Annotated in this window: 25 protein-coding genes and 1 pseudogene; 9 read left to right on the forward strand and 17 right to left on the reverse strand. The window is 72.8% G+C overall.

Annotated features, from left to right (window positions below):
• Window positions 1–22: 22 nt before the first annotated feature.
• The 5 genes and pseudogenes from AMK13_RS17255 to AMK13_RS17270 form a co-directional block, all read right to left on the reverse strand.
• The gene (locus AMK13_RS17255; protein WP_198959372.1) at window positions 23–1,537 is read right to left on the reverse strand and encodes an ATP-binding cassette domain-containing protein; all 1,515 of its coding nucleotides are present in this window, start codon (window positions 1,535–1,537) and stop codon (window positions 23–25) included.
• On the reverse strand, window positions 1,534–4,230 hold the full coding sequence (lanKC, locus tag AMK13_RS17260; RefSeq protein WP_074002990.1) for a class III lanthionine synthetase LanKC: 2,697 nt from the start codon (window positions 4,228–4,230) through the stop codon (window positions 1,534–1,536). The genes AMK13_RS17255 and lanKC overlap by 4 nt, the downstream gene beginning before the upstream one ends.
• Window positions 4,231–4,318: 88 nt before the next feature.
• Window positions 4,319–4,441: a class III lanthipeptide gene (locus AMK13_RS44095; RefSeq protein WP_198959373.1), complete on the reverse strand. Its 123-nt coding sequence runs from the start codon at window positions 4,439–4,441 to the stop codon at window positions 4,319–4,321.
• A 350-nt stretch (window positions 4,442–4,791) separates the two neighbouring features.
• On the reverse strand, window positions 4,792–6,090 hold the full coding sequence (locus AMK13_RS45945) for an Ig-like domain repeat protein (protein WP_074002991.1): 1,299 nt from the start codon (window positions 6,088–6,090) through the stop codon (window positions 4,792–4,794).
• Between the two features lie 387 nt (window positions 6,091–6,477).
• Window positions 6,478–7,857, reverse strand: a pseudogene (locus AMK13_RS17270) (rhodanese-like domain-containing protein); the annotation flags it as partial.
• A 647-nt stretch (window positions 7,858–8,504) separates the two neighbouring features.
• On the opposite strand from AMK13_RS17270, the gene AMK13_RS17275 reads away from it, so the two are divergent.
• The 3 genes from AMK13_RS17275 to AMK13_RS17285 all read left to right on the forward strand — a co-directional run bounded on the left by AMK13_RS17275 (window position 8,505) and on the right by AMK13_RS17285 (window position 11,491).
• Window positions 8,505–9,260 carry a DUF5131 family protein gene (locus tag AMK13_RS17275; protein WP_074002993.1) on the forward strand — a complete coding sequence of 252 codons (756 nt, stop codon included), beginning with the start codon at window positions 8,505–8,507 and terminating at the stop codon, window positions 9,258–9,260.
• A 90-nt stretch (window positions 9,261–9,350) separates the two neighbouring features.
• The gene (locus tag AMK13_RS17280) at window positions 9,351–10,445 is read left to right on the forward strand and encodes a three-Cys-motif partner protein TcmP (protein ID WP_074002994.1); all 1,095 of its coding nucleotides are present in this window, start codon (window positions 9,351–9,353) and stop codon (window positions 10,443–10,445) included.
• Between the two features lie 158 nt (window positions 10,446–10,603).
• Window positions 10,604–11,491: a Rieske (2Fe-2S) protein gene (locus AMK13_RS17285; protein ID WP_074002995.1), complete on the forward strand. Its 888-nt coding sequence runs from the start codon at window positions 10,604–10,606 to the stop codon at window positions 11,489–11,491.
• 45 nt (window positions 11,492–11,536) lie between these two features.
• Here the strand turns inward: AMK13_RS17285 and AMK13_RS17290 are convergent, their stop codons facing one another.
• The 7 genes from AMK13_RS17290 to AMK13_RS17320 form a co-directional block, all read right to left on the reverse strand.
• Window positions 11,537–12,532 (reverse strand): iron-containing redox enzyme family protein, encoded by a 996-nt coding sequence (locus tag AMK13_RS17290; RefSeq protein WP_079272231.1) that lies wholly within the window; start codon window positions 12,530–12,532, stop codon window positions 11,537–11,539.
• Window positions 12,529–12,834, reverse strand: coding sequence for a hypothetical protein (locus tag AMK13_RS17295; RefSeq protein ID WP_074002996.1), 306 nt, complete (start codon window positions 12,832–12,834; stop codon window positions 12,529–12,531). The genes AMK13_RS17290 and AMK13_RS17295 overlap by 4 nt, the downstream gene beginning before the upstream one ends.
• Window positions 12,835–12,999: 165 nt before the next feature.
• On the reverse strand, window positions 13,000–13,815 hold the full coding sequence (locus AMK13_RS17300) for a SigB/SigF/SigG family RNA polymerase sigma factor (protein WP_107418763.1): 816 nt from the start codon (window positions 13,813–13,815) through the stop codon (window positions 13,000–13,002).
• 355 nt (window positions 13,816–14,170) lie between these two features.
• Entirely contained in the window at window positions 14,171–14,695 is a 525-nt protein-coding gene (locus tag AMK13_RS17305; RefSeq protein ID WP_074002997.1) for an ATP-binding protein, read from the reverse strand.
• A gap of 263 nt (window positions 14,696–14,958) precedes the next feature.
• Window positions 14,959–15,519: a hemerythrin domain-containing protein gene (locus AMK13_RS17310; RefSeq protein ID WP_074002998.1), complete on the reverse strand. Its 561-nt coding sequence runs from the start codon at window positions 15,517–15,519 to the stop codon at window positions 14,959–14,961.
• 590 nt (window positions 15,520–16,109) lie between these two features.
• On the reverse strand, window positions 16,110–16,568 hold the full coding sequence (locus tag AMK13_RS17315; protein WP_049649659.1) for an SRPBCC family protein: 459 nt from the start codon (window positions 16,566–16,568) through the stop codon (window positions 16,110–16,112).
• Window positions 16,569–16,658: 90 nt separating this feature from the next.
• Window positions 16,659–17,345: an STAS domain-containing protein gene (locus AMK13_RS17320; protein WP_158077712.1), complete on the reverse strand. Its 687-nt coding sequence runs from the start codon at window positions 17,343–17,345 to the stop codon at window positions 16,659–16,661.
• A gap of 167 nt (window positions 17,346–17,512) precedes the next feature.
• On the opposite strand from AMK13_RS17320, the gene AMK13_RS17325 reads away from it, so the two are divergent.
• Window positions 17,513–17,806, forward strand: coding sequence for a helix-turn-helix transcriptional regulator (locus AMK13_RS17325; protein ID WP_074003000.1), 294 nt, complete (start codon window positions 17,513–17,515; stop codon window positions 17,804–17,806).
• 146 nt (window positions 17,807–17,952) lie between these two features.
• On the opposite strand, the gene AMK13_RS43520 is transcribed toward AMK13_RS17325, so the two are convergent.
• From AMK13_RS43520 to AMK13_RS17340, 3 genes are all read right to left on the reverse strand, one after another.
• Window positions 17,953–18,126 carry a hypothetical protein gene (locus AMK13_RS43520; protein ID WP_158077713.1) on the reverse strand — a complete coding sequence of 58 codons (174 nt, stop codon included), beginning with the start codon at window positions 18,124–18,126 and terminating at the stop codon, window positions 17,953–17,955.
• Between the two features lie 356 nt (window positions 18,127–18,482).
• Entirely contained in the window at window positions 18,483–18,731 is a 249-nt protein-coding gene (locus tag AMK13_RS17335; RefSeq protein WP_143204560.1) for a hypothetical protein, read from the reverse strand.
• On the reverse strand, window positions 18,706–19,395 hold the full coding sequence (locus AMK13_RS17340; protein WP_074003003.1) for a hypothetical protein: 690 nt from the start codon (window positions 19,393–19,395) through the stop codon (window positions 18,706–18,708). Before AMK13_RS17340 ends, AMK13_RS17335 begins: the two co-directional genes overlap by 26 nt.
• Window positions 19,396–19,504: 109 nt before the next feature.
• Here AMK13_RS17340 and AMK13_RS17345 point away from each other — a divergent pair, with 109 nt between their 5' ends.
• The 5 genes from AMK13_RS17345 to AMK13_RS17365 all read left to right on the forward strand — a co-directional run bounded on the left by AMK13_RS17345 (window position 19,505) and on the right by AMK13_RS17365 (window position 21,828).
• Window positions 19,505–19,939, forward strand: a complete 435-nt coding sequence (locus AMK13_RS17345; protein WP_074003004.1) for an Hsp20/alpha crystallin family protein — start codon at window positions 19,505–19,507, stop codon at window positions 19,937–19,939.
• A gap of 129 nt (window positions 19,940–20,068) precedes the next feature.
• A complete protein-coding gene (locus AMK13_RS17350) occupies window positions 20,069–20,365 on the forward strand; it encodes an STAS domain-containing protein (protein WP_074003005.1) in 297 nt (98 codons plus the stop codon).
• A gap of 44 nt (window positions 20,366–20,409) precedes the next feature.
• Window positions 20,410–20,814: a DUF2267 domain-containing protein gene (locus AMK13_RS17355; protein WP_074003006.1), complete on the forward strand. Its 405-nt coding sequence runs from the start codon at window positions 20,410–20,412 to the stop codon at window positions 20,812–20,814.
• 64 nt (window positions 20,815–20,878) lie between these two features.
• Complete coding sequence (locus AMK13_RS17360) at window positions 20,879–21,277, forward strand: DUF2267 domain-containing protein (protein WP_074003007.1); 399 nt, start codon at window positions 20,879–20,881, stop codon at window positions 21,275–21,277.
• 302 nt (window positions 21,278–21,579) lie between these two features.
• On the forward strand, window positions 21,580–21,828 hold the full coding sequence (locus tag AMK13_RS17365; RefSeq protein WP_049649652.1) for a hypothetical protein: 249 nt from the start codon (window positions 21,580–21,582) through the stop codon (window positions 21,826–21,828).
• A gap of 249 nt (window positions 21,829–22,077) precedes the next feature.
• Here the strand turns inward: AMK13_RS17365 and AMK13_RS17370 are convergent, their stop codons facing one another.
• On the reverse strand, window positions 22,078–22,335 hold the full coding sequence (locus AMK13_RS17370; RefSeq protein ID WP_049649651.1) for a CDGSH iron-sulfur domain-containing protein: 258 nt from the start codon (window positions 22,333–22,335) through the stop codon (window positions 22,078–22,080).
• On the reverse strand, window positions 22,319–22,975 hold the full coding sequence (locus tag AMK13_RS17375) for a HemK2/MTQ2 family protein methyltransferase (RefSeq protein WP_074003008.1): 657 nt from the start codon (window positions 22,973–22,975) through the stop codon (window positions 22,319–22,321). Before AMK13_RS17375 ends, AMK13_RS17370 begins: the two co-directional genes overlap by 17 nt.
• Window positions 22,976–23,059 lie beyond the last annotated feature (84 nt).

The raw sequence follows: 23,059 nt of genomic DNA on the forward strand, positions 1-23,059 counted from the left end.
GCGCCCCGACCGCTCGGGGCGCCTAACGCAGCCCGGTGAGGGTCGCCACCCGGTCGAAGCGGCCGTCGATGGCCTCGTCCCCGTGGTGCACGACGAGCAGGGCGCGCCCCTCGGTCCGCTCCCGGAGCACCCGGAACACCAGCTCCCGGCCGCCGTCGTCGAGGTTCGCGAACGGCTCGTCAGCCAGGTACACGTCCGCGTCCTCGTGCAGGAGCACGGCGACCCCGACCCGCTGGCGCTGGCCGGACGACAGGTCCGAGGGCAGCTGGTCGGCCAGGGCGTCCAGACCCATCGCGGCGCGCAGCCGCTCGTCGGCGACCAGTTCGCGCACCGGCAGCGGAGGCAGGTGCACCGGAGCGGTCAGGCTCGCCACCCGGGGCGGCAGGGTGACCGCCCCGGCGTCGGGGGCGAGGGTCCCGGCCATGACGTGCAGGAGCGTGGTCTTGCCGCAACCGTTGGGGCCGCGGAGCAGCACGCGCTCACCGACGCGCAGGTCGAACTCGTCGATCGAGACCCTGGCCTCCTCGCCGTACCCGACCCGGACTCCGCGGACCCGCACCAGGGCCCCCTCGTCGTAGTACGGGGCCTGCCCGGAGTCCCGCAGGGACTCGATCCGCTTGAGGACCGCGCTGCTCCGGCGGGCCTGCGGAATCATGTTGACGAGGTCGAAGATCCCGGTCACCGCCCGCCACAGCGAGTTCACGAAGGCGAGGAAGCTGCCGAACGACATCCGCCCGGCGAAGACGAAGAAGGCTCCGATGATCATCGAGGCGGTGTCCGACAGGTTCATCACCAGGTCGCTGAGGGCTCGCTGCCGCTGTGACAGACGGAAGTTGACGAAGGTGAGGTCGAGGAACCCGCGCAACGCGTCCCGGTTCACCGCGCGGGTGCCCGGCAGCAGCGACGGCAGTCCGCGCAGGGCGGGGAAGGACTCCAGCGTGCGGGTCAGCGTGTTGATGTACCGCGCCTCCGCCTCGCGTTCGGGCCCGGTGTTCTGCTCGATCCGCCTGCCGAGCCGGTTGCTCACGAGCACCAGCGGCGGCACGATCACCAGCAGGATGAGGCTGGCCTGCCAGGACAGGTAGAACAGCACGCCGAGGAAGGCGACCGACGCGACCGCCTGTCGCGCGATGCGGAGGGAGACGTCGATGGCCGGCAGGACGCCCTGGGAGACGTCGTTGTGGATGCGGCTGACGTACGAGGCGTTTCCCGCCTTCGCCACCTCTCGGCCGTCCAGGCCGAGCGTGCGGCTCAGCAACTCCGTCTCCAGCACCAGTGTGAACGCGTTCTCGAGGCGCTTGCGCCAACAGGCGACGGCGTAGCCCGTGATGTTGAGGGTCAGTCCGAGCAGGAGGTACCCGAGGCCGAGGACGAGGAACCTGCGGAAGTCGGCGGTCAGGATCGCCTGGTCGAACAGGGCCTTGAGCAGCAGGGGGTGCAGCAGGGCCTCGAGCCCGCCCGTGGCGGCCTCGGCGACGAGGACCACCACGAACGGGGCCCGGTGGCCCCGCAGCGTACGCCACAGCCGGTTGTTCACCGCGCCGCCTCGTCCAGCAGGAAGTCGGCGGTGCCTCCGGTGTTCACGCGGTGGAGCACCCGCAGCAGCCCCGCCGACCCGGTCAGGTAGTCGCAGGAGCAGCGCAGCAGCCCCTCGCCGGGAAGACCCAGCAGGGTACGGCCGTCCTGGCGCGGCAGGCCGAAGCGCTCGGCGGGCTCGAACAGGAACACCCTCCGGACGGTGTCGAGCTGCGTCAGCGCCCTGTCGCGGTAGGAGCGGTCCCCGGTGAACTCGGCCGCGTCGAGCAGCGCGTCGGCGATCCCGGTCATGCCGAAGCCGTACCCGGGCAGCACCGAGTAGCGGACGTCCAGTCCGCGCAGGACGGTGCGCGCCGCGTCCAGGTCGCCGTAGCGCAGCAGCACCTGCGCCACGCCGGCGGACCCCACCTCGATGTACGGCTCCATCGTCCCTTCGTGCTCGAACATGACCGGGCCCCCGTCGTTCAGGGGCTTGGCGTGGGCCATCTCCCAGGAAAGCGCCTGCCGTCCGAGCCGCAGGTGGTGATCCTCTCCCGTGACCTGGTGCATGCGCAGCAGGAACATGGCGACGCCGGCCTGTCCGAAGCCGAGGCCGGTCAGCGGCCCCTCGGTGGCGAACTCGTTCACCCAGTGGGCTCGCCCGCCGTCGTGCCGCACCGTGTCGTGCAGGGCCTGCGCGCAGTCCCGTGCCGCGGCGAGGTCGCGCGGGTCGCGGCCCTGCAGGAAGAAGCGCAGGTTCGTCATCCCGACGCCGGCGAGGCCGTAGTAGAAGGTGTAGTCGCCCTTCTCCAGCGCGCGCCTGTTGGCCCGGGCCAACAGGCGCCTGGCCTCGGTCCCGAACCCGAGCGAGTCGGCCGCCCAGGCGATGCCGGCCAGGCCGTTCATGAGACCGTCCGGGTACTCCGCGCTGTCGATGCCGGCCAGTTCGCCGCCCAGCCAGTCGCGCCATTCGGGCCGGATCGCGATGCCGGAGGACTGCAGCGCCCACAGGACGCCGCTCGCCCCGAAGCCGAGGCTCAGCGGGTTGGTGACGTGAGCGAAGGGGTCCACGGGGAAGAGCGTGCCCCGGCCGGGGTCGGCGACGGCCTCGACGAACGCGGCCACTCCGTCCTCCGCCTCCACCAGTCCGAGCCGTTCCTCGACGACCGGCCGCGCCGGGAGGGCCTCGACCTGGTCGAGCAGCTCCGCCTCGTCCTCCAGGGCGTCCAGCACGTCGGTGAGGCCGATCCGGTCCCCGGCCAGGTCGGTGATCAACCGGTGGACGCGCTCCGGCCAGCCCAGGCCCTCGGTGATGTGGATCCGGTACAGGTCGAGGACGTCCTCGCGCAGGTAGGACATCGCCGCGATCGGGAAGACGAAGTACGCCATGGTGGACGCCAGGGCGTACCGGTCGCCCTCCGGCCCGAATTCCCTGAAGCCGTCGCGCGAGAGGCTGAACCCCGGTGTGTAGAGCTCGACGGGCTGCTCCAACTCCGTTTCGCCGCTCCCGCCGCGGCTGTCGGTCCCGGCCAGCCGGCAGGCCTCCAGGTCGACGATGGTCACCTCGTGGGTGTCCGGGTCGACGAGCAGGTTGGAGGCGGTGAAGTCGGCGAGGATCACCCCGCGGTCGTGCGCGGCCTGGATCGCGCGGGCCAGCCCGCGGAAGACGGCGAGGAAGATCCGCAGGTACTCCCGCGACTGCTCGATGTCGAACCCCGGCCGCGCGAGCGGGTTGCGTTCGAGCAGCACCGAGCGGAGGTCGGAGGCGTCGACGAACTCCTCGGCGATGAAGTGGTGCTCCCAGTGGCGGAACTTCGCGATCGGGGCCGGGTACGAGCCGATGTCCGCCAGCCGGTTCAGGAACATCCACTCGCGGTCGAGGATGTCCACGGCGTCGTGGTTCCGACGGGGGTTGATGTTGGTGTGCGGACGGGCCTCCTTGAGCAGCACCGGCCGGTCGTCGTGCGCCGTGTCCTCGGCCGTGTACACGCCGCCGCTGTTGGAGAACTGGATCGCCCCGGTCACCCGGAACCGGCCCCCGACCAGGCCGTCGTCCTCGTCCTCGTCCTCGGGCTTCCAGTCGTCGAAGGGCCAGGGCACCCAGTCGGGCCGGGCGTTCCCCACGCTCCGGTCGTCGGGGACGGGACCGTCCGGTCCGAGGATTCGCGGGTGCCGCCGGCCGAGGACGTCGACGGTGTGGGTGTCGAGGAACTGGCCGTAGCGGAAGTACAGCGCCCTGCTGTCCCGGTAGCGCAGGTCCGACAGGACGTAGGCGCCCTCGTAGCCCTCCAGGAGTCCGGCCAGGTCGGCCAGGACCTTCCTGAACTCGTCGTCACCGCGCGGGTAGACGGTGACGAACTTGCCGCCGCTCCCCCGGGACATGGCCTTGGAGTTGAGCATCTCGAAGACGTTGAGGTCGAGGGCTATCTTGAAATCGGTCCCGCGTTCCGTCAGATATCCGATCACCGAGGCGGCGACCTCGCGCACGTGACGGCAGCTCGCCGACACGTGGATCTTCCAGCCCTGCGCCGGCAGGTCCGGGCTGGACCGATGGCTCCACCAGATGCCGCTGCGGACGAACCGCGCCCTCAGCGGCTCGTCGAGCCCGGCGAGGAAGTGGTCCGCACTCGGTTCGTACGAGACGTCGAGCGGGTCGAAGAACAGCGTGTCGTTCCACGCGAAGAGGAAGCGGTAGACCCATCGTTCGTTGCGCATGTCAGCCTCTGTGATCGTCCGCGGGCAGCCGGTGGGAGCGGCGGGGTCCGTGCGGGGGCGCGGCGCACCCCCGCACGGACCCGTCGGGCTACGACTCGCCGGGCTTCGGCGGGGTGGTGCAGCAGCGGCCGGTGCTGCTCGTCAGGCTGACGATGGCCACGGCGCTCAACTTGACGCGGGCCTCCATGTTCTGGAGCTTGAGGACACTCATCAGGGTCGTCTCCTGGGAGATCACGTGCGCGGGACGCGCAACAAGGGTGGGATGCGCACCGGCCGGCAGCCGGCACGGGCCCGGACCGTGATGCCTCCGCGGCCCGGGTGATGGAGAGTCTCGTCGCGGCGCACCGGGTGCCGGTAGGGGCTGATAGTTGTCATGGCCTTCCGACCGGTTCGGCCGCAGACTGAAGAGTTGTCGTCCTTCCGGGCCTCGGGCACGACGGCGGCGGAGCCCGCGATTCGTCCTCGCGAGCCCCGCCCGGTGTCACGCTGTCACCTGCGTCGGCAGCAGTGCCTGTCGCGGCTGACGAGGGTGTGCCCCTCGGTGCCGCCGCGGCGTTCTGATCAGGGGTCCACCGTCACGGTGATGGTCTCGGGGTTGGCACTGTTGTCCTGGTACACCGGGTCACCGCTGTAGACGGCGGTGACGGTGTGGGTGCCCGCGGTGCGGAAGGCGGTGACCGTCCCGCCGGCGGCGCAGGTGCCGAGGGAGAGGATCAGGCGTCCCGTGCCGAGGGTCGTCCCGGTGGTGGTGTCGGTGAACGTGACGGTTCCGGTGGGCCTGGTCGTGGAGCCCGCGCCGGGGCAGACGATGTCGCTGAGCACGACCGGCGAGCCGGTCCGGGTGCGCTGGGGCATCGCGGTCAGGGTCGTGGTGATCGGCTTGCCCACGGTGTAGCTGATGACCACCTGGCCGTTGTGGTTCGCCGTCCCGATCGTCGAGGCCGCATAGGACGTCCCGGTGCCCGACGGGGTCGCGAAGCTGCTTCCCCCACCGCCACCGCCGCCGCTCGCCTCCGTGCCGGTGTTGTTGACGGCGCCGCTGCCGCCGCCCCCGCCGGCGAAGTACCCGCCGCCACCGCCCCCGCCCGCACCGGTGGCGGTGGCGGCACAGCCGCCGTCGATCGCTCCGCCGTTCCCGCCGGTGCCGATCGTGGTGCCGACGAACCCGCCCCCCGGCCCACCCGACGTGGCACTACAGGGCGCGGCGGCGCCGGCGGCCCCGCCCGCACCGCCCGTGGTCGTGCTGGTGCTGCCGCCGCCCCCGCCGTGCCCCGCCGCGGCCCCGGGGCCGGTGGCGCTTCCCGTGGTACCGCCGGTGGCATCGGGCGTCGTCCCGCCGTTGCCCCCGTTGCCGCCCGCCAGGCCGCTCCCGGTGCCCCCGGCGGCACCGCCGCCCCCGGCGACCACCAGGAAGGAGCCCACGCTGACGCTGGAAGCACCGCCCCCACCCGGCCCTTCCGCCCGGAAACCGGTGACCGGGATGCCCCCACCCGAAGCACCGCCGTTGAACCCGCCGGCACCCCCCGTACCCGTGCCGTTGCAGCCCTTGCCGCCTGTACCGCCGACGTTGACGGTGACCGTCGTCGGCGCGGTGGTCTGCGGGAGAGTGGTGACGACCCGCGCCCCCGTCCCGCCCGTCCCCGTGACGGAACAGGAGGTGCCGGTGTTGTCGGCACCGCCCGCGCCGTCGGCGGTGATCGTGACCACCGCCTGGGCCGGGATGGTGAGGCTCTGCGGAGCACCGGTGAAACCGAAGGTGACCACCGGGTCGGCCCCTCGGGTCCGCACCGGGGCGGTGGCCGGCGCGGACCCCGTGGCCGCGGCGGTCGCGGGGCTCAGCCCGGTCCCGGCCAGTGCCACGCACACCCCTGCCACGACACCGGCCTGCCACCACCGCGCACGAGCCTGGGCACCTGCCTCTCCTTCGGCGACGGGATGTCCTGGGGCATGGTGTCTGATCACTGCTGTCTCCCGATGTGACGGCTTGAGGTGAGACTTCGGGGTGCTGGATCACGCGCCCCGTGCAGCGGTGGTGTCCCTGCTCCGGAGCGTGATCAACAGGGACAGCGTGACGACCGGACGGCCCTTGTGCCCCGATTGCTCCGACAGCGGCATGCCACACACCATCACACTGGGCGGCACACGAACTCACTGAGCTGGTCACGGGCGGATGACTTCGCGGAGATCGTCGGCCGGCGGGCGACTCCGCGCCCACGGCCCGGACGGGGTTGGCCGGGTCGGCTGGGTTCAGGCCCGGGCGGGGTGGGTGAGGGTGTGCCAGGCGGCGTAGCCGCCGAGGAGGTCGGAGACGTCGGGGTGGCCGTGGTGGCGCAGCAGGCTGGCGGCGATGGAGGAGCGGTGGCCGCTGGCGCAGTGGATGACCAGGGGGTGGTCGGTGGGGATCTCGTCGAGGCGGGTGGGGAGTTCGGTCAGGGGGATGTGCAGGGCTCCTTCGATGAAGCCCGTTTCGCGTTCGCCGCAGGTGCGGACGTCGAGGACGGTGGGGGGCTGTTCGGCGGTGAGGGTGGTGCGGAGTTGGTCGGCGGTGAGGCGGCTGGCGGGGGTGAGGTGGTCGGCGAGGGCGGGCAGGGCGTTGTCGGGGTTGCGCAGGTAGCCGGCGATGTGGTCGAAGCCGATGCGGGCGAGGCGGGTGACGACCTCGTCCTCGCGGTCCTGCGGGGCGATGATCGCGATGGTGCTGTCGGGGGTGAGGACGGTGCCGGCCTGTTCGGCGAAGCGGCCATCGACGGGGACGTTGACGGCGCCGCGCAGGTGTCCGGCGCCGAAGTCCTGGGGGCTGCGGGCGTCGAGGACGACGGCGCCCGCGGTTCGGGCCTCCTTGAAGCCTTCGGGGCACAGGGGGCGGGTGGCGTTCGTGCGGTCGAGCAGCGGGCGGTCCTGCCGGTTGAGGGCGGCGTCGTGGCCGAAGTAGGCGGGGGCGGCGGACTGGCCGGCGGTGACGATGCGGACGAAGGTGTCCTGGTCCATCGGCTGGCAGGCGTAGTTGGTCAGTCGCTGCGCGCCGATGGTGGACTGGCGGTCGGTGGAGAGGTTCTTGCCGCAGGCCGAGCCGGCGCCGTGGGCGGGGAAGACGAGGGTCTCGTCGGGCAGGGCCATCAGCTTGCGGTGGACGCTGTCGTAGAGCATCGCGCCGAGTTCGGCGGCGGTGACGCCGACCGAGGCGAGCAGGTCGGGGCGGCCGACGTCGCCGATGAACAGCGCGTCCCCGGTGAGCACGCCGTACGGGACGGCGTCGTCGGGCTGCTCGAAGACCAGGATGCTGATCGACTCGGGCGTGTGCCCGGGGGTCTCCAGGATCTGCAGGGTGACGTCGCCGAGTTCGATCCGTTCGCCGTCGGCGAGGTGGCGGATGGGGTAGTCGGTCTCCGCGCGGCGTCCGTACCCGATCCAGGCGCCGGTGCGGTCGGCCAGTTCGAGGTGGCCGGCGAGGAAGTCGGCGTGGAAGTGGGTGTTGATGACGCCGACGACGGTCAGGCCGCGTGCGGTGGCGTCGGCGAGGTACTCGTCGACGTCCCGGCGGGGGTCGACGATCACGGCCTGGCCGGTGCGCTCGTCGGCGATCAGGTACGAGGCCTGGGAGAGGCAGTCGAGGTAGAACTGGGCGAACTATGTCAACCGATCCGGTAGGGAGATCGTATAGGCGAGGGAGAGGCTGGGGAAGGGGGGCAGGGTGCGGGCCAGGTACGCGATCAAGCCGCTGCCCAGGTATGCACAAGCAGTGCGGAGCATGCGGTTGACACCCCGGACAGGACTATGCTGACCTGCGAAAATGCCTCCCCCGATCTACTGTCAGGGCTGCCGCCTGGCGAACACAGGACGCTCTTGAGCAGCTCGCGCAGGAAAGCTGCGGGCAGGCCTCCGGGCGTCCCGTGGCGACTCGGCATGGTCGACGAGTGCTCTCATGTGTCCGCGTGTACAGCAGGGTCTACTCATCCTGATGCTGACCTCTTGCTGACCTTGTCTGATCATGCGTCAGCTCGGGATTCCATTCCGGTTGCCGCGCATCGCGACCTCCCTGCCGACCGCCTTCCCGCCCCCGAGCCACAGCGCCGAGGCCGACGGACGGCATCAGCCCGGGAGTCGCCAACGTACTCCGGCACCGGCCGAACTCCGTTCCGCCGGCTCGGCCGGAGGAGCCATCGGCCTGGCCTGCGGGTTCGACACCGGTGGTGTAGGCGGAGGAAGGTAGGCGGTTGGCGGCCCTCGCCGGACAACGGTCGGCGCGAGGCCCGGCACGGCAGTGAGGAGCGGCAGTGAGCGATCGAAGCGCAATCGAGTGGACGGAAGCGACCTGGAACCCGACCACCGGATGCGACCGGGTCTCCGCCGGCTGCGACAACTGCTACGCCCTGACCCTGGCCAAGCGGCTGAAGGCCATGGGCGCCGCCAAGTACCAGACGGACGGTGACCCTCGAACGTCCGGACCCGGCTTCGGTCTTGCGCTGCATCCGGACGCGCTCGACGTCCCGAAGCGCTGGCACAGCCCCCGGGTCGTGTTCGTGAACTCGATGAGCGACCTCTTCCATGCCCGGGTGCCGCTCCCGTTCGTCCGGGACGTGTTCCAGGTGATCGCCGACACCCCCCAGCACACCTACCAGGTGCTGACGAAGCGCTCCGTGCGCCTTCGCCGGGCCGCCGGCCGACTGAAGTGGCCGGACAACTTGTGGATGGGAGTGTCGGTCGAGGACGAGAGCCAGCTGGATCGCATCGACGATCTGCGAGCCGTCCCGGCCGCGGTCCGGTTCCTCTCCCTGGAGCCGCTGCTCGGACCGCTGCCGGAACTGGACCTCGACGGCATCGGCTGGGTGATCGTCGGCGGCGAGTCGGGCCCCGGCCACCGCCCGATGGACCCCGCGTGGGTCGCCACCGTCCGCGACGCCTGCCAGGCGGCCGGCGTGCCGTTCTTCTTCAAGCAGTGGGGCGGCCGCAACCCCAAGGCTCGCGGCCGTGACCTCAACGGCCGTACCTGGGACGAGATGCCCGTACGGGGGCCGCTCGTGGCGCCCTGATCCAGTGCGCCGTGCACGCCCTCTGTTCGCGCCGTGACGATTGTGTGATCCTGCCTCCGGCAGCGACGGCTCACCGCACCGGGGAGACACATGGCGGCACCGAAGGACGTCATCTGGCCACGCGACCCGCACACCGCCGCCAAGCACGCCCTGCTGCGGCGCTACCTCCAGGCCTGGGCACCGATCATGCTCAGCCGCAACGAGATCATCACCTATGCCGAGGGCTTCGCGGGCCCCGGCGTCTACCGCGACGGCGAACCCGGCTCCCCTGTCGTCGCCCACCAGGTCTTCTCCGGAGCGCTTCGGCGCAGCCCCCGGCGCGTGAATATGGTACTGGTCGAGGAGGACGCCCGGCGCAGGACCGAGCTGGAACGCCGCATCGAGGCGGCCGCAGGCACCCACGGGCCCCGGAGCGGCCGACTGGACGTGCACGTAGCACAGGGCCGGTGCCATCCCGACCTGCTGCAGCAGCTCGCCCTAGCCGGCAGTCTGATCCACCCCATGTTCGTCCTGCTCGACGGCTTCGGCGGTCCGGAGATCCCGTTCCCCCTCCTGCGACGGATCGCCACCCAGCGCCGCAGCGAGGTGATGGTCACCTTCCAACCCGCCTTCCTCGTCCGCTTCGCCGGCAAGGACGAACGCCACCGCGCGGCCGGCGACGCCTTCTTCGGCGACAGCGACTGGCACGGCGTTTTCCAGCAGCCCTCCTCCGCGAAGGCCGCCTACCTGCGCGACCGCTACCGCGAGTCCCTCGGACGCGCCGGGTTCCAGCACACCCTGGTCTTCGAGATGATCGACGAGGCCGGCCACCTCCTCTACCTGATCTTCGGCACCCGCCACGAGCGGGGCGTGGAGAAGATGAAGGAGGCCATGTGGGTCGTCGACACCACCTCCGGCGTGCGCTACCGCGACCCCAAGGACCCCAACCAGCAGGCCCTCGACCTCGAACTCGAACCCGACACCGGCCCCCTGCGCCGCATCCTGCTCGACCACCTGCGCACCGCCCCCGCCGCCCGCAGCGTCGACCAGCTCAAGAAGTACGCCCTCCTGGAGACCGTCTACCGCCCCACCCAGGTCATACCGCTCCTCAAGAGGATGCGCGACGACCGGGACATCGATGTCTCCCCGGGCCGGATCACCGGAGCCAGCACCGTCACCGCGCTCCGCCAGGCCGCCCTGTTCTGAAAAACGGTCTCGGCGCGGCCCGACGGCGTCGCCACGGTCTCCTGAGCCAGGGCCCGGCGGCGTTACGCCTGCCGCCCTCGCACGCCTGCCCGGACCGGTTCCCGGACACACCCCGCCGTCCGGGTTTGCCGGTCCGGTGCCTGGCTAGCCGCTCTGGTATGGAAAACACACCCCTGCACACCCGCCGGTGGTCCCGCCGACTGCGCCAAGCCCTGGACGCACCGGAGCACTGGGACCTCCTCGACGCTCCGGCCCGCCCTCTCGCCAAAGCGGTCGAGGCCCTCCCGCTCGGGCCCTATCGAGACGCGCTGCACGGCGTGTGGCTGGGCCACCCGCTCCACCCCGCGTTGGTCCAGCTGCCGATCGGCTTCTGGACGTCCGCCGCAGTACTGGACTACCTCCCCGGCGGCCACCGGTCCGCCGACACCCTGGTGGCGGCCGGGCTGCTGACCGCCGGGCCCACCGCCCTCACCGGTTGGGTGGACTGGGCCCGGCTCGACCCGCCGCGCCGCCGCACCGGCCTGGTGCACGCGCTGGGCAACACCACCGGTGTGCTGCTCTACGCCGGCTCGCTCGTGGCCCGCTGCCGGGGGCACCGGGCCCGCGGCCGGCTGCTCGGCCTGGCCGGGGCGACCGTCGTCTCAGCCGCCGCCGCGCTCGGCGGGCACCTGGCCTACCGGCAGGCCGCCGGCCCCGACCGGGCCGCCGCCGTGCCTCGCCTGGCGCCCGCGGACTGGGTCTCCCTCGGCGCGGTGGAGGACTTCCCGGAGGGGAAGCCCGTGCGGGCGACGGCCGGCGAACTGGCCGTGGTCGTGGTCCGCGAGGGCGACCGCTGCCACGTGCTGGCCGAGCGCTGCGCCCACCTGTCCGGGCCGCTCTCCGAGGGCTCCCTCGTGGAGGGCTGTCTGCGCTGCCCCTGGCACGGCAGCACGTTCCGGCTCCGGGACGGCGAAGTGGTGCACGGCCCGGCCACCGCACCCCAGCCGGTCATGGAGACCCGAGTACTTTCCGGGCATCTGGAGATCCGGCTCCCCGCAGCTGGCTGACCATCCTTCCCGGTCGGACCGCGCGAGGTCGCGGGCGGGCTCGATTCAGCCCGTGCCGTCCGGGAGGGGTGAGCGAAGCGAGCTGCGTCCGGCCCTCCAGTGGTCGAGCAAGTGGTTCGCGAAGCGCCCGCCGACCACCCCGGCCGCGGCCACGCCGAACGCCACGTCCCTGGCGAACTCGGGCTCGGCCGCGACCAGTTCCTCGATGACCCCGCGGCGCACGAGTTGCTCGTGGACGGCGTCCGCCTCGACGTGCTCGCGGTAGAAGAGGGTGCCGTCCGGGCCGCCGCCGAGCCGTTCCAACGCCGCCGCCAAGCGGGCGGAGCCGGGCGAGGAAGTGATCTCGACGGTCGCGAAGTGCCCGACGGCCGCCCCGCGCATCGCCCGGTGCAGGCCGAAGAGCGTCATCAGGTTGACCACGGCCAGGGTCGGCGCCGGCACGAAGTCCAGGTAGTGCCCGTAGCCGGGGTCGAGGCCGAAGGCGGCCATCATCCGCTCGAAGAGCCGGGCGTGGGCCCGCTCCGGCCGTCCGGCGCCGTACTCGTCGTAGAGGATCGCCGTCAGCACCGCCTGTGCGGGCCCATGGATCCTCGGCAGCATCCACAGCTGCGGGTCCGCCTCCTTGAGGTGGTAGACCGATCGGTGCACCAGGTACTCGCGGGCGTGCCGGCGCTCACCCTCGGCGAGCAGGAAGTGCGACGGGCCGGTGCCGTCGGGCGGCTCGGTGAGCAGTGCTTCGAACGCGTCCCGCAAGGGCGGCGCGGGCTCCGCCTCCGCACGCACCGCGGCCAGGAACGAGCGCTCCAACCCCTGGCGGAATCTCAGGAGTTCGGGATCCCACTCCCAGTCGTCCAGGACCCCGGGCAGCCCGCGGTCGTGGAGCTCGTAGCAGAGGTGCAGGGCCAGCTGATGGTCCTCGCCCCACGGCTCGTCGAACGGGCCGGGCGGTGTGGGCAGACAGCCCGCTCCGGGCGGTCCGGAGGTGAGCAGGGCCGTCAACGCCGCCGACAGCGGACCGCGCGACGCGGGCAGCGCGTTCACCCTTCCTCCTGGCGGCCTTCGGCGCAGGCACAGAGCACCGCGAAGGCGATGGTCAGGGTCAGGGCCCAGCAGCCCGTGAAGACCCACAGAAACGGCGCCTCGGACGTCCCCAGGCCTGCCCCGAGCAGGCCCAGCGACAGCAGGGCGAGCGCCAGCACGGTCCGCGGCCGCACGCCGCGCAGCACGTCCCAGGCCCGGCCGCGCAGGCGGAACCCGACGACGCGAAGCCTCAGCTCCAGGACGTGGTCCCGGCGCAGCCCCCGCTCGATCCCGCGCAGCTCCACCCGCTCACGCCGATCCATCCGTCCGCCTCCTCGCGCCGCCGTCCCCATGGTCCGCCGCTGCGGCTACCCGGGTTCCGCGTTCGCTAACGCCCCGGCCCCGCCCGAAGCCGGACGGCCAGCAGACAGGCTCAAGGGCGGGCGGCCTGAAGCCGCACGCCGGAACCGCGGCTCGCCTGGTCGGCCTCAGCCGACTCCCTCCGGCTCCGGTCCGTCGGCCCAGCCGTCGGCGTCCAGGTCGTCCAACTGCTCGCGCAGCAGGGCGAGGGTGGCACTGAGCAGCCGGGAGACGTGCATCTGGGAGACGCCGATCCGGTCCGCTATCCGGGACTGGGTGCAGCCGTCCCAGAACCGCAGCTTGAGGACGGTCTGCTCGCGCTCCGGCAGGCGGGCCAGCAGCGGGCGGACGGCGGTGCGGAAGTCGGCGAGTTCGATGCCGGGGTCGCAACCGCCGAGCCGGTCGAGCAGGGCGCTGCCGGTCTCGTCGGCCTCCTGATCGCGCAGCGCGTCCAGGGAGCTGGGGCGGCAGGCCCGGCCCGCCAGCAGCCCCTCGGCGGCCTGCTCGACGGTGAGGTGCAGGTCCTCGGCGATCTCCTCGGGCCGCGGTTGCCGGCCGAGTTCCTGCTCCAGGCGGTCGGAGCCGCGGACGACGGCGAGGTAGAGCTCCTGCGTACCGCGCGGGACGCGCACCGGCCAGGAGGTGTCGCGGAAGAACCGCTTGATCTCGCCGGTGATGGTGGGGATCGCGTAGGTGACGAACTCCAGGCCGCGCCGCGGGTCGTAGCCGTCGACCGCCTTGATCAGGCCGATCGTGCCGACCTGGAGGATGTCCTCCATGTCCTCGGCCCGGTGCCGGTAGCGGGCGGCGATGAAGCGCACCAGCGGCATGTTGAGCTCGATGATCGTGCCGCGGACGTAGCTGTAGGCGCGGCTCTCGCGGGCCAGCCCGGCCAGCCGCCCGAACAGCGCGTCGCTCAGCTCCCGCGCCTCGGACTTCCCCATACGGCGGAGTTCAGCCGCCGTGGGCCGTCGCGGCAGATCGGGCGGCAGACCCGCAGGGACGGCTTCGCGATCGGTGGTTTCCACACGGATAGACACTGGATCTCCAGGGCATCGGCATCACGCCCGGCGACACGTGTGGGGCTCACACCCCATGCGTCGCGGACTCCTTTCCCAGAACCTGTGCCCGGCTTCTTCAAGCGCGGTCCCGGTGGCACCGTCCACGGTGCTGCGGCAGCCGGACGGATCACGGCCGCTCTCTGAGGCTTCTACCCCGGAATCGGTTCCCGACTCAGGATCCGAGCTCTCTCTTGCCGAGCCGACCTCGGATGGCCACCCAGCGTCCCGGGCCCGGTCCTCAGGCCGAGCACTCTCGGTGGTTCGGCGGACCCGGCGGGAACCCAATCTCCAGCCAGACCACCTTGCCCCCGCCCTCGGGCGCGCAGCCCCAAGACCCCGCAAGTCGCTCCACCACGCGGAGACCGTGTCCGCCCGGTCGGCCCGGGTCGGCGTGCGGGCGCAGCTCGGGCGGCACCGGGCTGGTGTCCGTGACCTCCGCCCGCAGACGGCGCCCGTCCCAGCTCAGCCGCAGTTCGCCCGGCCCACCGGAGGTGTGCAGGCAGGCATTGGCGACCAGTTCGGCGACCATCAGCAGGAGGTCCTCGGCGACCCCCAGCCGTTCCTCGTCCGCGGTCGGCAGCCAGGACCAGGACCGCAAGGCCTCCCGACTGAAATCACGGCCCGCCTGCACGGCGCCCTCCCGACCGGAGAACACGAACCGCTTGGTCTCCCCCGCGCCCGGAGCCCCCGGGTTCACCGGGACTCCGACCGGGCCTGCCGTTCCGATCGGCCCTGTCAGCGGCACTTGCCGGAAGCGGTCCATGCCTGGCCTCCTCTCCTCGGCCCGGTCCGGCCATGCCCAGCGCCTGCCCGAGCGGGTCGCGGCTACACGTCCACGGGACGGAACGCGCGCCGCTGATCACCGCCCGGCCCCGCGAACGACTCCTGACCTGGAGGGGGTCGGACCGGCGGCTGATCGTAGCCGGCCGCCAGGCAGGTCGACTGCCCCTCCGTCAGCTGGTCGTGTGGATCGGCACCGGTCGGGACCGACCGCACCACGGCCGGGGGTTCGGGTGCCGCCCGGGGTCAGTGCGGCCCGCCCGGGGTCAGGAAGTCCCGCACCCGCTCGGCGGCTGAGCGCTCGGGGGACGGCAGGCGGTCCGCCGGGCGTGCGGTGGGCGGCTGGTGGCGGGGCCGGCCGGTGGAGGACTCCTTGGTCTCCCGCGCCCTGATCGCGAGGTCACGCAGCTCGGCCTCGCTCGACACTGCCCGTACGGCCGGGAAGAGTCGCCCCTCCTCGTCGCCGGCGTGCCGGGTGACCTCCTCGATCAGCCGGGCGACCAGCCGATCGAAGCGGGGCGAGGTGACATGGGTCGGGCGGAGCTCCTCCAGCAACGCTTCCACCCCTCGGTGGTCGGCGAGTTCGCGTTCCACCAAGGCCTGCCCGTCGGCCAACCGGTCACGGGCGAGCGGATAGAGATGCTGCTCCTCGGCCCGGGTATGGCGGACCAGTTGATCGGTCACGAGGTCGGCCAGGTCCTTGCGCTGCGGGTCCCCACTGGGGATGCCGCTGAGTTCGCTGAAGTGGACCAGCACGGACCGGTGGTCGGCGGTCAGCTGCTCCAGTAGGTCTTCGTCGTGGTGCACGGCGGACGCTCCGTTCTCTGTCCTTGCCGGTTACGGGGGTCAGCCCGACGGTGCGGTGAAGCCCCGCCTCCGTCGGGCGGGTTTCCATCGCCCCTGCGTGTCCCCGGGAGCCCCGGAGCCAAACAGTCGTCGCACGTGGCCCGCGCTCAGCGCGCGCCAGCGGCCCCGGCCGGGTGCGCAGCGCGGCATCGACTCCCCGGAGGAAGTGTTCGAGGTCACCGGGGTTGCGTGAAGTCACCAGCCGCCAGTTGCCGGCGTCGTCCGTGACCAGCGGTTCGTCGGCCCGGGTGGGGGCTGCGATGTCGACGTGGACGCCGTTCTCGCGCAGGTGCCGTACGGGGACGAGCAGTTCGTCCTGTTCGACGCCGTAGTTCGTCACGATTGCCAGGGCCCTGCCGTGCTGGGTCATTTCTCCTCCTGGTCCGCGGGATGCCTCGGGTGCGCGAACGCGCGCCCCGGGCTCGGCGGGTACCCGCCGCACCCTGGGCCACGCCTGATCAGCCGTTTCCGATCCGACGTCACCGCGGGGCGTGGACCGGCCGCCGGGCGGGTGTCCCGGCGGCCGGTGGCGCGGACGATCGGAAGCGGGTTCAGCCAGGGCTGATCCGGCCCCGCCAGCCGCCCTCCTCCCGGCCGCGTTCCTCGATGAACGTCTTGAACCGCGTCAGGTCCCCCTTCACCCGGCGGTCGACCACACCCGTGACATCGGCGGCCCGCTCCGCCACGCCCTCGGGCCGGAAGTCGATGGCCATGGCGACCCGGGTGTGGTCCTGGTCGAGCTGCCGGAAGGTCACCACGCCCTTCTGGTCGACGTCGCCGCCGGTGGTCCGCCAGGCAATCCGCTCGTCGGGCTGCTGGTCGACGATCTCGGTGTCGAACTCACGGGTGACGCCGCCGATGCTGGTCCGCCAGTGGTTGTGGCGGTCGTCCAGCTGGGTCACCGAGTCGACCCCCTCCATGAAGCGCGGGAACTCCTCGAACAGCGTCCACTGGTTGTAGGCGGTGTGCAGGGGGACGTCCACGTCCACGGACTCCTTCACCATGCTCATCCGGTCCTCCTCCCACGGTACGGCCGGGGATTTCCCGGCCGACCGTGCGCCTGCCCGTCCGCTGCCGGCTCAACCGTCCCGCTCGGATGGTCATCCTCCGTCGGGGCGCGGGGCGGGAAGCGGGCGGTGCCGCAAGGCGTCCTCAACGGTGGGGTGGACGGGGAACAGCGCGGCGGTCCCGGTGAGCTCCAGCACCCGCAGCGTCCGCCCGGAGGGGGCGACCAGCACGAGGGGGATGCCGATGTCCAGCGCGCGCCGACGGGCGGCGAGGAGCAGGTTGAGCCCGGTGCAGGTGAACAGCTCCACACCCGCCAGGTCGACCGCGAGCAGGGCGGGACGCCGGACGAGCGCGGCATCGAGTGCCCGGGCGGCGACGGGCTCGCTGTCCAGGACCATGTCCCCGGTGAAGGAGCACACGAGGGCGTCACCGGCCCGGACGGTCTCCGCCTTCAGGCAGGGCGGAACGGCCCACTCCTCGGGCCGGGAGCCGCACCGCACGGCCGCGCCGGCCCCGCCGTCGACAGCGGCCCGCCCGGGCTGGAGGGACGCGATGCGTTCGAGGTCCTGCCACAGGTCGAGGGCCCGCTCGTGAAGCCCCGCCGCGGTGCGGCTGCCCTCTTCGAGGGCCGTCAGGTAGGCGTCGACGCCGGTGACGGCGTGGCGCACCTGCCGGCACAGCGGCTCCCCGCAGGTGCGGGGGTCCCGACCGCCCTCGCGGGGCGGCCCCAGGCAGTCGACCAGCCGGGACCTCAGCCGTTCCAGCCCGTGCCTGCTCATCGGGTCCATGGAACCATCTCCAGAAGCAGAGCCGCCGGGGAATCCGCGGCGAAGCACTGCGGAGTGCGGCCCTTCCACTCTTCGCCCGTCCGCCAGACATGTCAACCATTGCACGAATCTCCTGTCGTGTATCGGCAGTCGTGAAACAGGAGTCCTATCGTGGAGGAATGGACAACGGCACGACGACCGAACGGCGATGGACCTTCCTGACCAACCACGCCCGCGTGCTGGTCCAGATCGCCCGCGACCCCGGCATCCGCGTGCGCGACATCGCCGCCCGCTGCCTGCTCACCGAACGCGCCGTCCAACGCATCATCGCCGACCTCGAACAGGCCGGATACCTCAGCCACGAACGCCACGGCCGCACCAACCACTACAGCGTCGTCACGAGCAAGCAGCTGCGTCACCCCGCCGACGCCGGCCCCACCATCGCCGAACTCCTCGCCACCCTCCTGCGCTGATGCCCACCGACGGCACGGAGAGCCGACGGCAACGCCGAGGCGGCCGGACGGCCACGGACAGGGCGTGAGCTTCTTGGGAGGCGAGGCGGCGCAGCGCACACAGATAGCCGGGCTTGACCACGACGGGGCGGGACGTCAGGCCGCGGTCAGCGGCTGATCGGCGCGAAGCCGAGAATCCAGCCCAGGGCGCGGGCCGCGCCCGCCGCCCGGACGCGCTCGGGGCCCGGGCGGTCACGGTCGCGCGAGAGCTCGATCGCCGCACGCTCCTCCACCGCGAGGTCGGCGTCGGCCGGCGGGCCGTCCAGGACACGGCCGGTCACCGGCGCCGGCCCCACGTCAGTGCGCGAAACCGGCGGTAGCTCTTTCCTGGGCGCCATGCCGACCAGCCCATGACGGCACGGGCCCTCCAGGGCGATCCTGAGGAACGCCGGCACCGCGCCCGGCACCGGCCGCGCCCAGGTGCTGCGCCGGTTCGTCGCCTACACACAGCCGCCTGTAGCCGCGAAGGCGCTCGGCTACACCGACTTCACCACCGAGCAGGCCGCGACGGACAAGGGGCTACCCGGAGTCGGTACGTCTCCGGAGACCACCAGCGCTGACCGGCCCCCTGGGCGCGCCAGTGGGACACAGGAGCCGGTTCTGACGGCCGGGGTGGTTGCGGTGGTTCCCGGCCTCGTCAGGCCGGCCCGTTGTCCGTCGGCGCGGTTGGGTGACTGTCCGGATCGGGGGCGGGCAGTGGCCAGTCTGGGTGGGCGAGGTGCCGGCGCAGGGCGTCGAGGCGGGCGAGGTGGTGGTCGAGGGCGGCGTTGACGGTGCTCGTGGTGGCGGCCACTCGTGCTTCGAGGCCGTGGATCCGGTCCAGGAGGTCCTGCCAGCGCCTTTCGGCGGTGGCGACAGGGTCAGGCGCGGCGTCGGTCACTGTCATCGCGGATCTGGGTGGTGTGGTGGGTGAGGGCGTCGAGGCGGGTGGCGAGGTCGCCGTGGCCGGAGCCGAGGTGGGGGCGGACGGCGGCGAGGGGCTCTATCAGGTCGGCGGGTTCGGTGGCGCCGAGGGCGGCGGTCAGGGCGGCCTGGGCAGGACGGGCGCCGGGAGCGAGTGCGGCCGTGGTGATCCGCGCGGCGAGGACCCGCAGCTCGGCGGCGTGGTCGCGGGCCCAGACGGTGACCGATCGGTCGGCGGCCCGCCGGTCGCGGACGGCCTTGACCCGTTCCGCGCCGGTACCGGACCGCGAAGCGTCGGCGAAGGCGGGCTTGAGACGCAGGTAGCGGTTCTCGGCGGCCTGGCGGCTGGCGACGCCCATCGGGTGGGCGAGGTCGGCCCAGGTGGCGCCGGCCTCCCGGGCGCTCTCCACCAGGCCGGCCTCCCAGCCGGCGAGTTGGCCGCGCAGCTCGCGCAGCAGGACGAGTGCGGCCAGGGCCTGCTCGGGGCCACCGTGCTCGTCAGGGGTGGTCGGGGGCCGGGACGCGGGGTTCTGGGCGGTGCGGACGGCGTCGTCGATGGCGGCCAGCGCCGCCGCGGCCGCCAGGAACGAGACGGGCTCGACCGGTGGGGAGGCGTCGGGGGCGGCTTTGCGGGACTTCTCGCTCATGCCGTCACTCTATAGGCGACGCGGCAACTTGTCATCGGATGGATGACGCGCTAGAAAGGACTCAGGTGAAGCGCACTGGCACCCATTCGATCCATGGAGGTGTTTCGCAATGCTGCTGCGCACTGACCCGTTCCGCGAGCTGGACCGGCTGACCCAGCAGTTCCTCAACACGACCGGCACCTGGTCGCGTCCCACGCCGATGCCGTTGGACGCCTACCGGGTGGGCGACGAGTACGTGATCTGCTTCGACCTGCCGGGGGTCGACCCGGAGGCGATCGACATCGACGTCGAACGGAACATGGTGACCGTCAAGGCCGAGCGCCGCCCGCGCCAGGACGGCGAGGGCATCAAGTGGGAGCTGTCCGAGCGCCCGCTCGGCGTGTTCTCCCGCCAGGTCATGCTCTCCGACACCCTCGACCCCGCCGGGATCACCGCCGACTACGACGCCGGCGTCCTGACCCTGAAGATCCCGGTCGCCGAGAAGGCCAAGCCCCGCAAGATCGAGATCAGCCACAGCGGAAGCCGCAAGCAGATCCGGGCCTGACCCGATCCCCGATGCCGTTCCGGCCGCCCCCCGATCTCTCCCCCTCGATCGAGAGGGGCGGCCGGAACACCCCCCGACCGTCAGGCCGGCCTACCCGGACCGGCCTACCCGCAGCGACGCGGAAACGCCATGAACGGCCAGAGCAGCAACCAGCCCTTCATCGTGCGAGCCCACGGCGAGATCGACCTCGACGCCGCACCCTCGCTGCGCCGTGCTCTGGCCACCGCGCTCGAGTCGCACCGGGAGGTGGTGCTGGATCTGTCGGAGGTGACGTTCATGGACTGCGCGGGCCTGGGCGCCCTGGTCCGGGCCCGCGCCCAGGCCGACCGGTGCGGTGCCCGCCTGGTCCTGCGCGGGGCCGGCCGCCGCGTCGTGCGGCTGCTCAAGCTGACCGGTCTGCACCGGCGCCTGGCCGTCGAGCCTTGAGGCCACCCGGGCGTGCCGGGCCTCGGGACGGAGGGAGAATCGCGATGACGCTTCGATGGGAGGCGTTCCTGGAGGAGGTCCGGGAGCGCGGTGAGTACGACAGCCCGCAGGAGGCCGAGCGGGCCGCCCGGGTGGTCCTTGCCCTGCTCGGCGCCCACCTGGTCGGCGACGTGCGCGCCGAACTGGCCACCCGACTGCCCGAGACCATGGCCCTGATCCTGCTCAACCCGCTGCAGGCCGCCGAGCCGCTCAACACCGAGCGGTTCGTCCGCGCGACCGCGGCCTGGATCGAGGGCGCCACCGAAGCCACGGCCCCGTGGGACATCGGCGCCGTCCTGTCCACGGTGGCCGACGCCGCCGGCGACGACCTCATGGACCAGGTCCTGCTCCAGCTGCCGCCCGGCTACGACCTGCTGTTCGGCCGCCCGACCGCAAGGACACGGCCCTGACCCTGACCACCCCTCACACGCCGCCGGCCCGCCCGGCGGCCGGCCCCAGGAAGGCCCCACGGTCATGACCCGCTACCGCCACCTCCTCCAGCAGGTCCGCAACCTCGGCCGCTACCCCACCGACGAGGAAGCCGAACGCGCCCTCGACGCCGTCCTGACCCTCCTCGGCTCCCAGCTCACCGGCGACGAACGCTGCGACCTCGCCGCAGCCCTGCCCGAACGGGCCCGCGCCGTCCTCGCCGCCCAGATCCCCCTCCCGTCGCCCGTCACCGCCCCCGCCTTCGTCGAAAGCCTCGCCCACACCCTCGGCACCAGCCTCACCGCCGCCCGCTGGGATGCCTCCTCCGTCCTGGCCGCCCTCACCACCCTCACCGACGACACCCTCACCGACCGCCTCCTCGCCCACCTACCCCGCGGCTACGCCCTGCTGTTCGGCCGCGCCGACCTGGCCGCCGTCGCCTGAAACAGCGGGCCCGACCTGACAGCGCCGGCTGCACGTGCATCCTCACGCCTGTGCGCACAGGGTAGTAGGACGGGCAGAGCTCGCTACTTCACTGAACGCGACCCCACCAGACCCGAAACACCCGGCACCGGAGATCGTCACCGCGGAGCCGCCATGCCCCCGCAGGGCCCGGCATCCACCGTGCAGGCGGCGGCCGGACGGCGAAGGGACTCGGATCAGGTGCCCTTCGTCGGTTCAGGCCCGGAGTTCCCGGGCACCCGCGAGGTATCCCACCGGCAACGACTCACGAAGGAGAGCCCGCCATGACGAAGTCCGGCGACAAGGGCACCCAGCCGAACGAGACAACGCGGGACCGCTCCGCCGAGGAGCGTTCGATCACCTCCCCCACCCCGGCCGACGTCCGGGCGAAAGCGGACGGGATCGTCGGGGCCCGCGAGCGCTCCGCCGAGGAGCGCGGGATCACGGCTCCCACCCCGGCCGACGTCCGGCGCAAGGCCGACTCGGACGACGACGAACCGGAGCCGCCGGCGGCGGACACCGTGGCGCCCTAGGGAGAATCGTGGCCGCCCGGCAAGCCCGCGCCGCTCCTCCCCGGACCGGCGCGCGCCGGGCGGGGACGGCATGTCAGGAGGCCGACTGCGGCGCACACGGCCGCTTCGACGACGAAGCCCGTGATCACGGCGCCCAGCTGTGGGGCTCCCCCTACCAGCCGTCGGCGGGGCCGCGTTCGTCGCCGCCGCGGCCGGCGCGATGGCATCCGGCGCGGCGGCCGCGGTGAGCGGTGCGGACCGTCCGTCCGCTCACCTCCCACCGGCCGCACCGTCCGAGTCGCGCGGGCCCTGCTCCCGGGCCCGCAGCGGCCGTCCGTGCCGCCGGTGGCTGGTGTCGCAGAACGGGTACGTGCGGCTGCGCCGACAGGCACACAGGGCCACCACGGGGCGCTCGGACAGCCTCCGGGTGCCGTCGGGGAGGACCACCTCCACCGGGCCCTCGACCAGCAGAGGGCCGCCCGGCACGACGACCACCCGGGTGGCGTAGCGATCAGCGCCCGCGGACACCGCGCACCACCACCAACTCCTCCTCGCGCTCGCCGGGCCGGATCACTCCGAGCCGCTCGAACAGGGCGGCCCGGGCCGTCATCACCGGCCCGAAGGGCTGCCGCCGCCGAGCCGCCACCTCTGTGCGCAGCGCGGCCGCGCGCAGGAGCGCCAGGGTGGCCGGCACGCCCGCGAGCGCGGACTGCACGACCAGCAGCACGCCGCCCTCGGCCAGCACCCCGGGAACCGTCCGGCAGATCCGGTCCAGGACCAGCCGTCCGTCCGGTCCGGCGTCCCAGGCCAGCTCGGCGCCCCGGCCGGGAACCGCGCCGTCCGGGTCCGTCGGGACGTACGGGGGATTCGCGGTCACCAGGTCGAAGCGTTCACCGGGCAACGGCGCCAGGAGGTCGCCCCGGCGCAGCCGGACCCGGTCGTGATGCAGCCGGGCGTTGCACCAGGCAGTGGCCACCGCCCTGGCGGACAGGTCCACCGCCGTGACCAGGGCCCCGCTGCGCGCCGCCGTGATCGCGACGGCCCCGGTCCCGGTGCAGAGGTCGAGCACCCGGCTGGAGCCGTCCAGCGGCTCCCGGCGCACACAGGCGGCCAGCAGTTCGGTGTCGCCCTGGGGCGCGTAGACCCCGGGCGGGCGGATCAGCAGCATGCCGAGCGGTTGCCCGGCCCGGCACGGTTCACACCTGCCGCACGGCGGCTCGTACCGGGACATGTCCCGAGCGTCCGCTCGCGT

Source organism: Streptomyces sp. CB02056, from assembly GCF_001905545.1.
In the GTDB taxonomy this organism is placed as follows: domain Bacteria; phylum Actinomycetota; class Actinomycetes; order Streptomycetales; family Streptomycetaceae; genus Kitasatospora.

Excerpts from the sequence above, each read along its gene's own strand:
- lanKC (WP_074002990.1), bottom strand. The coding sequence starts at position 4,230 with ATGCGCAACGAACGATGGGTCTACCGCTTCCTCTTCGCGTGGAACGAC.
- AMK13_RS17300 (WP_107418763.1), bottom strand. The coding sequence starts at position 13,815 with ATGGGGAAGTCCGAGGCGCGGGAGCTGAGCGACGCGCTGTTCGGGCGG.
- AMK13_RS17315 (WP_049649659.1), bottom strand. The coding sequence starts at position 16,568 with ATGAGCATGGTGAAGGAGTCCGTGGACGTGGACGTCCCCCTGCACACC.
- AMK13_RS17340 (WP_074003003.1), bottom strand. The coding sequence starts at position 19,395 with ATGAGCGAGAAGTCCCGCAAAGCCGCCCCCGACGCCTCCCCACCGGTC.
- AMK13_RS17280 (WP_074002994.1), top strand. The coding sequence starts at position 9,351 with ATGGCGGCACCGAAGGACGTCATCTGGCCACGCGACCCGCACACCGCC.
- AMK13_RS44095 (WP_198959373.1), bottom strand. The coding sequence starts at position 4,441 with ATGAGTGTCCTCAAGCTCCAGAACATGGAGGCCCGCGTCAAGTTGAGC.
- AMK13_RS17345 (WP_074003004.1), top strand. The coding sequence starts at position 19,505 with ATGCTGCTGCGCACTGACCCGTTCCGCGAGCTGGACCGGCTGACCCAG.
- AMK13_RS17320 (WP_158077712.1), bottom strand. The coding sequence starts at position 17,345 with ATGAGCAGGCACGGGCTGGAACGGCTGAGGTCCCGGCTGGTCGACTGC.
- AMK13_RS17335 (WP_143204560.1), bottom strand. The coding sequence starts at position 18,731 with ATGACAGTGACCGACGCCGCGCCTGACCCTGTCGCCACCGCCGAAAGG.
- AMK13_RS17305 (WP_074002997.1), bottom strand. The coding sequence starts at position 14,695 with ATGGACCGCTTCCGGCAAGTGCCGCTGACAGGGCCGATCGGAACGGCA.
- AMK13_RS17350 (WP_074003005.1), top strand. The coding sequence starts at position 20,069 with ATGAACGGCCAGAGCAGCAACCAGCCCTTCATCGTGCGAGCCCACGGC.
- AMK13_RS17295 (WP_074002996.1), bottom strand. The coding sequence starts at position 12,834 with ATGGATCGGCGTGAGCGGGTGGAGCTGCGCGGGATCGAGCGGGGGCTG.
- AMK13_RS17325 (WP_074003000.1), top strand. The coding sequence starts at position 17,513 with ATGGACAACGGCACGACGACCGAACGGCGATGGACCTTCCTGACCAAC.
- AMK13_RS17285 (WP_074002995.1), top strand. The coding sequence starts at position 10,604 with ATGGAAAACACACCCCTGCACACCCGCCGGTGGTCCCGCCGACTGCGC.
- AMK13_RS17360 (WP_074003007.1), top strand. The coding sequence starts at position 20,879 with ATGACCCGCTACCGCCACCTCCTCCAGCAGGTCCGCAACCTCGGCCGC.
- AMK13_RS17365 (WP_049649652.1), top strand. The coding sequence starts at position 21,580 with ATGACGAAGTCCGGCGACAAGGGCACCCAGCCGAACGAGACAACGCGG.
- AMK13_RS17355 (WP_074003006.1), top strand. The coding sequence starts at position 20,410 with ATGACGCTTCGATGGGAGGCGTTCCTGGAGGAGGTCCGGGAGCGCGGT.
- AMK13_RS17375 (WP_074003008.1), bottom strand. The coding sequence starts at position 22,975 with ATGCTGCTGATCCGCCCGCCCGGGGTCTACGCGCCCCAGGGCGACACC.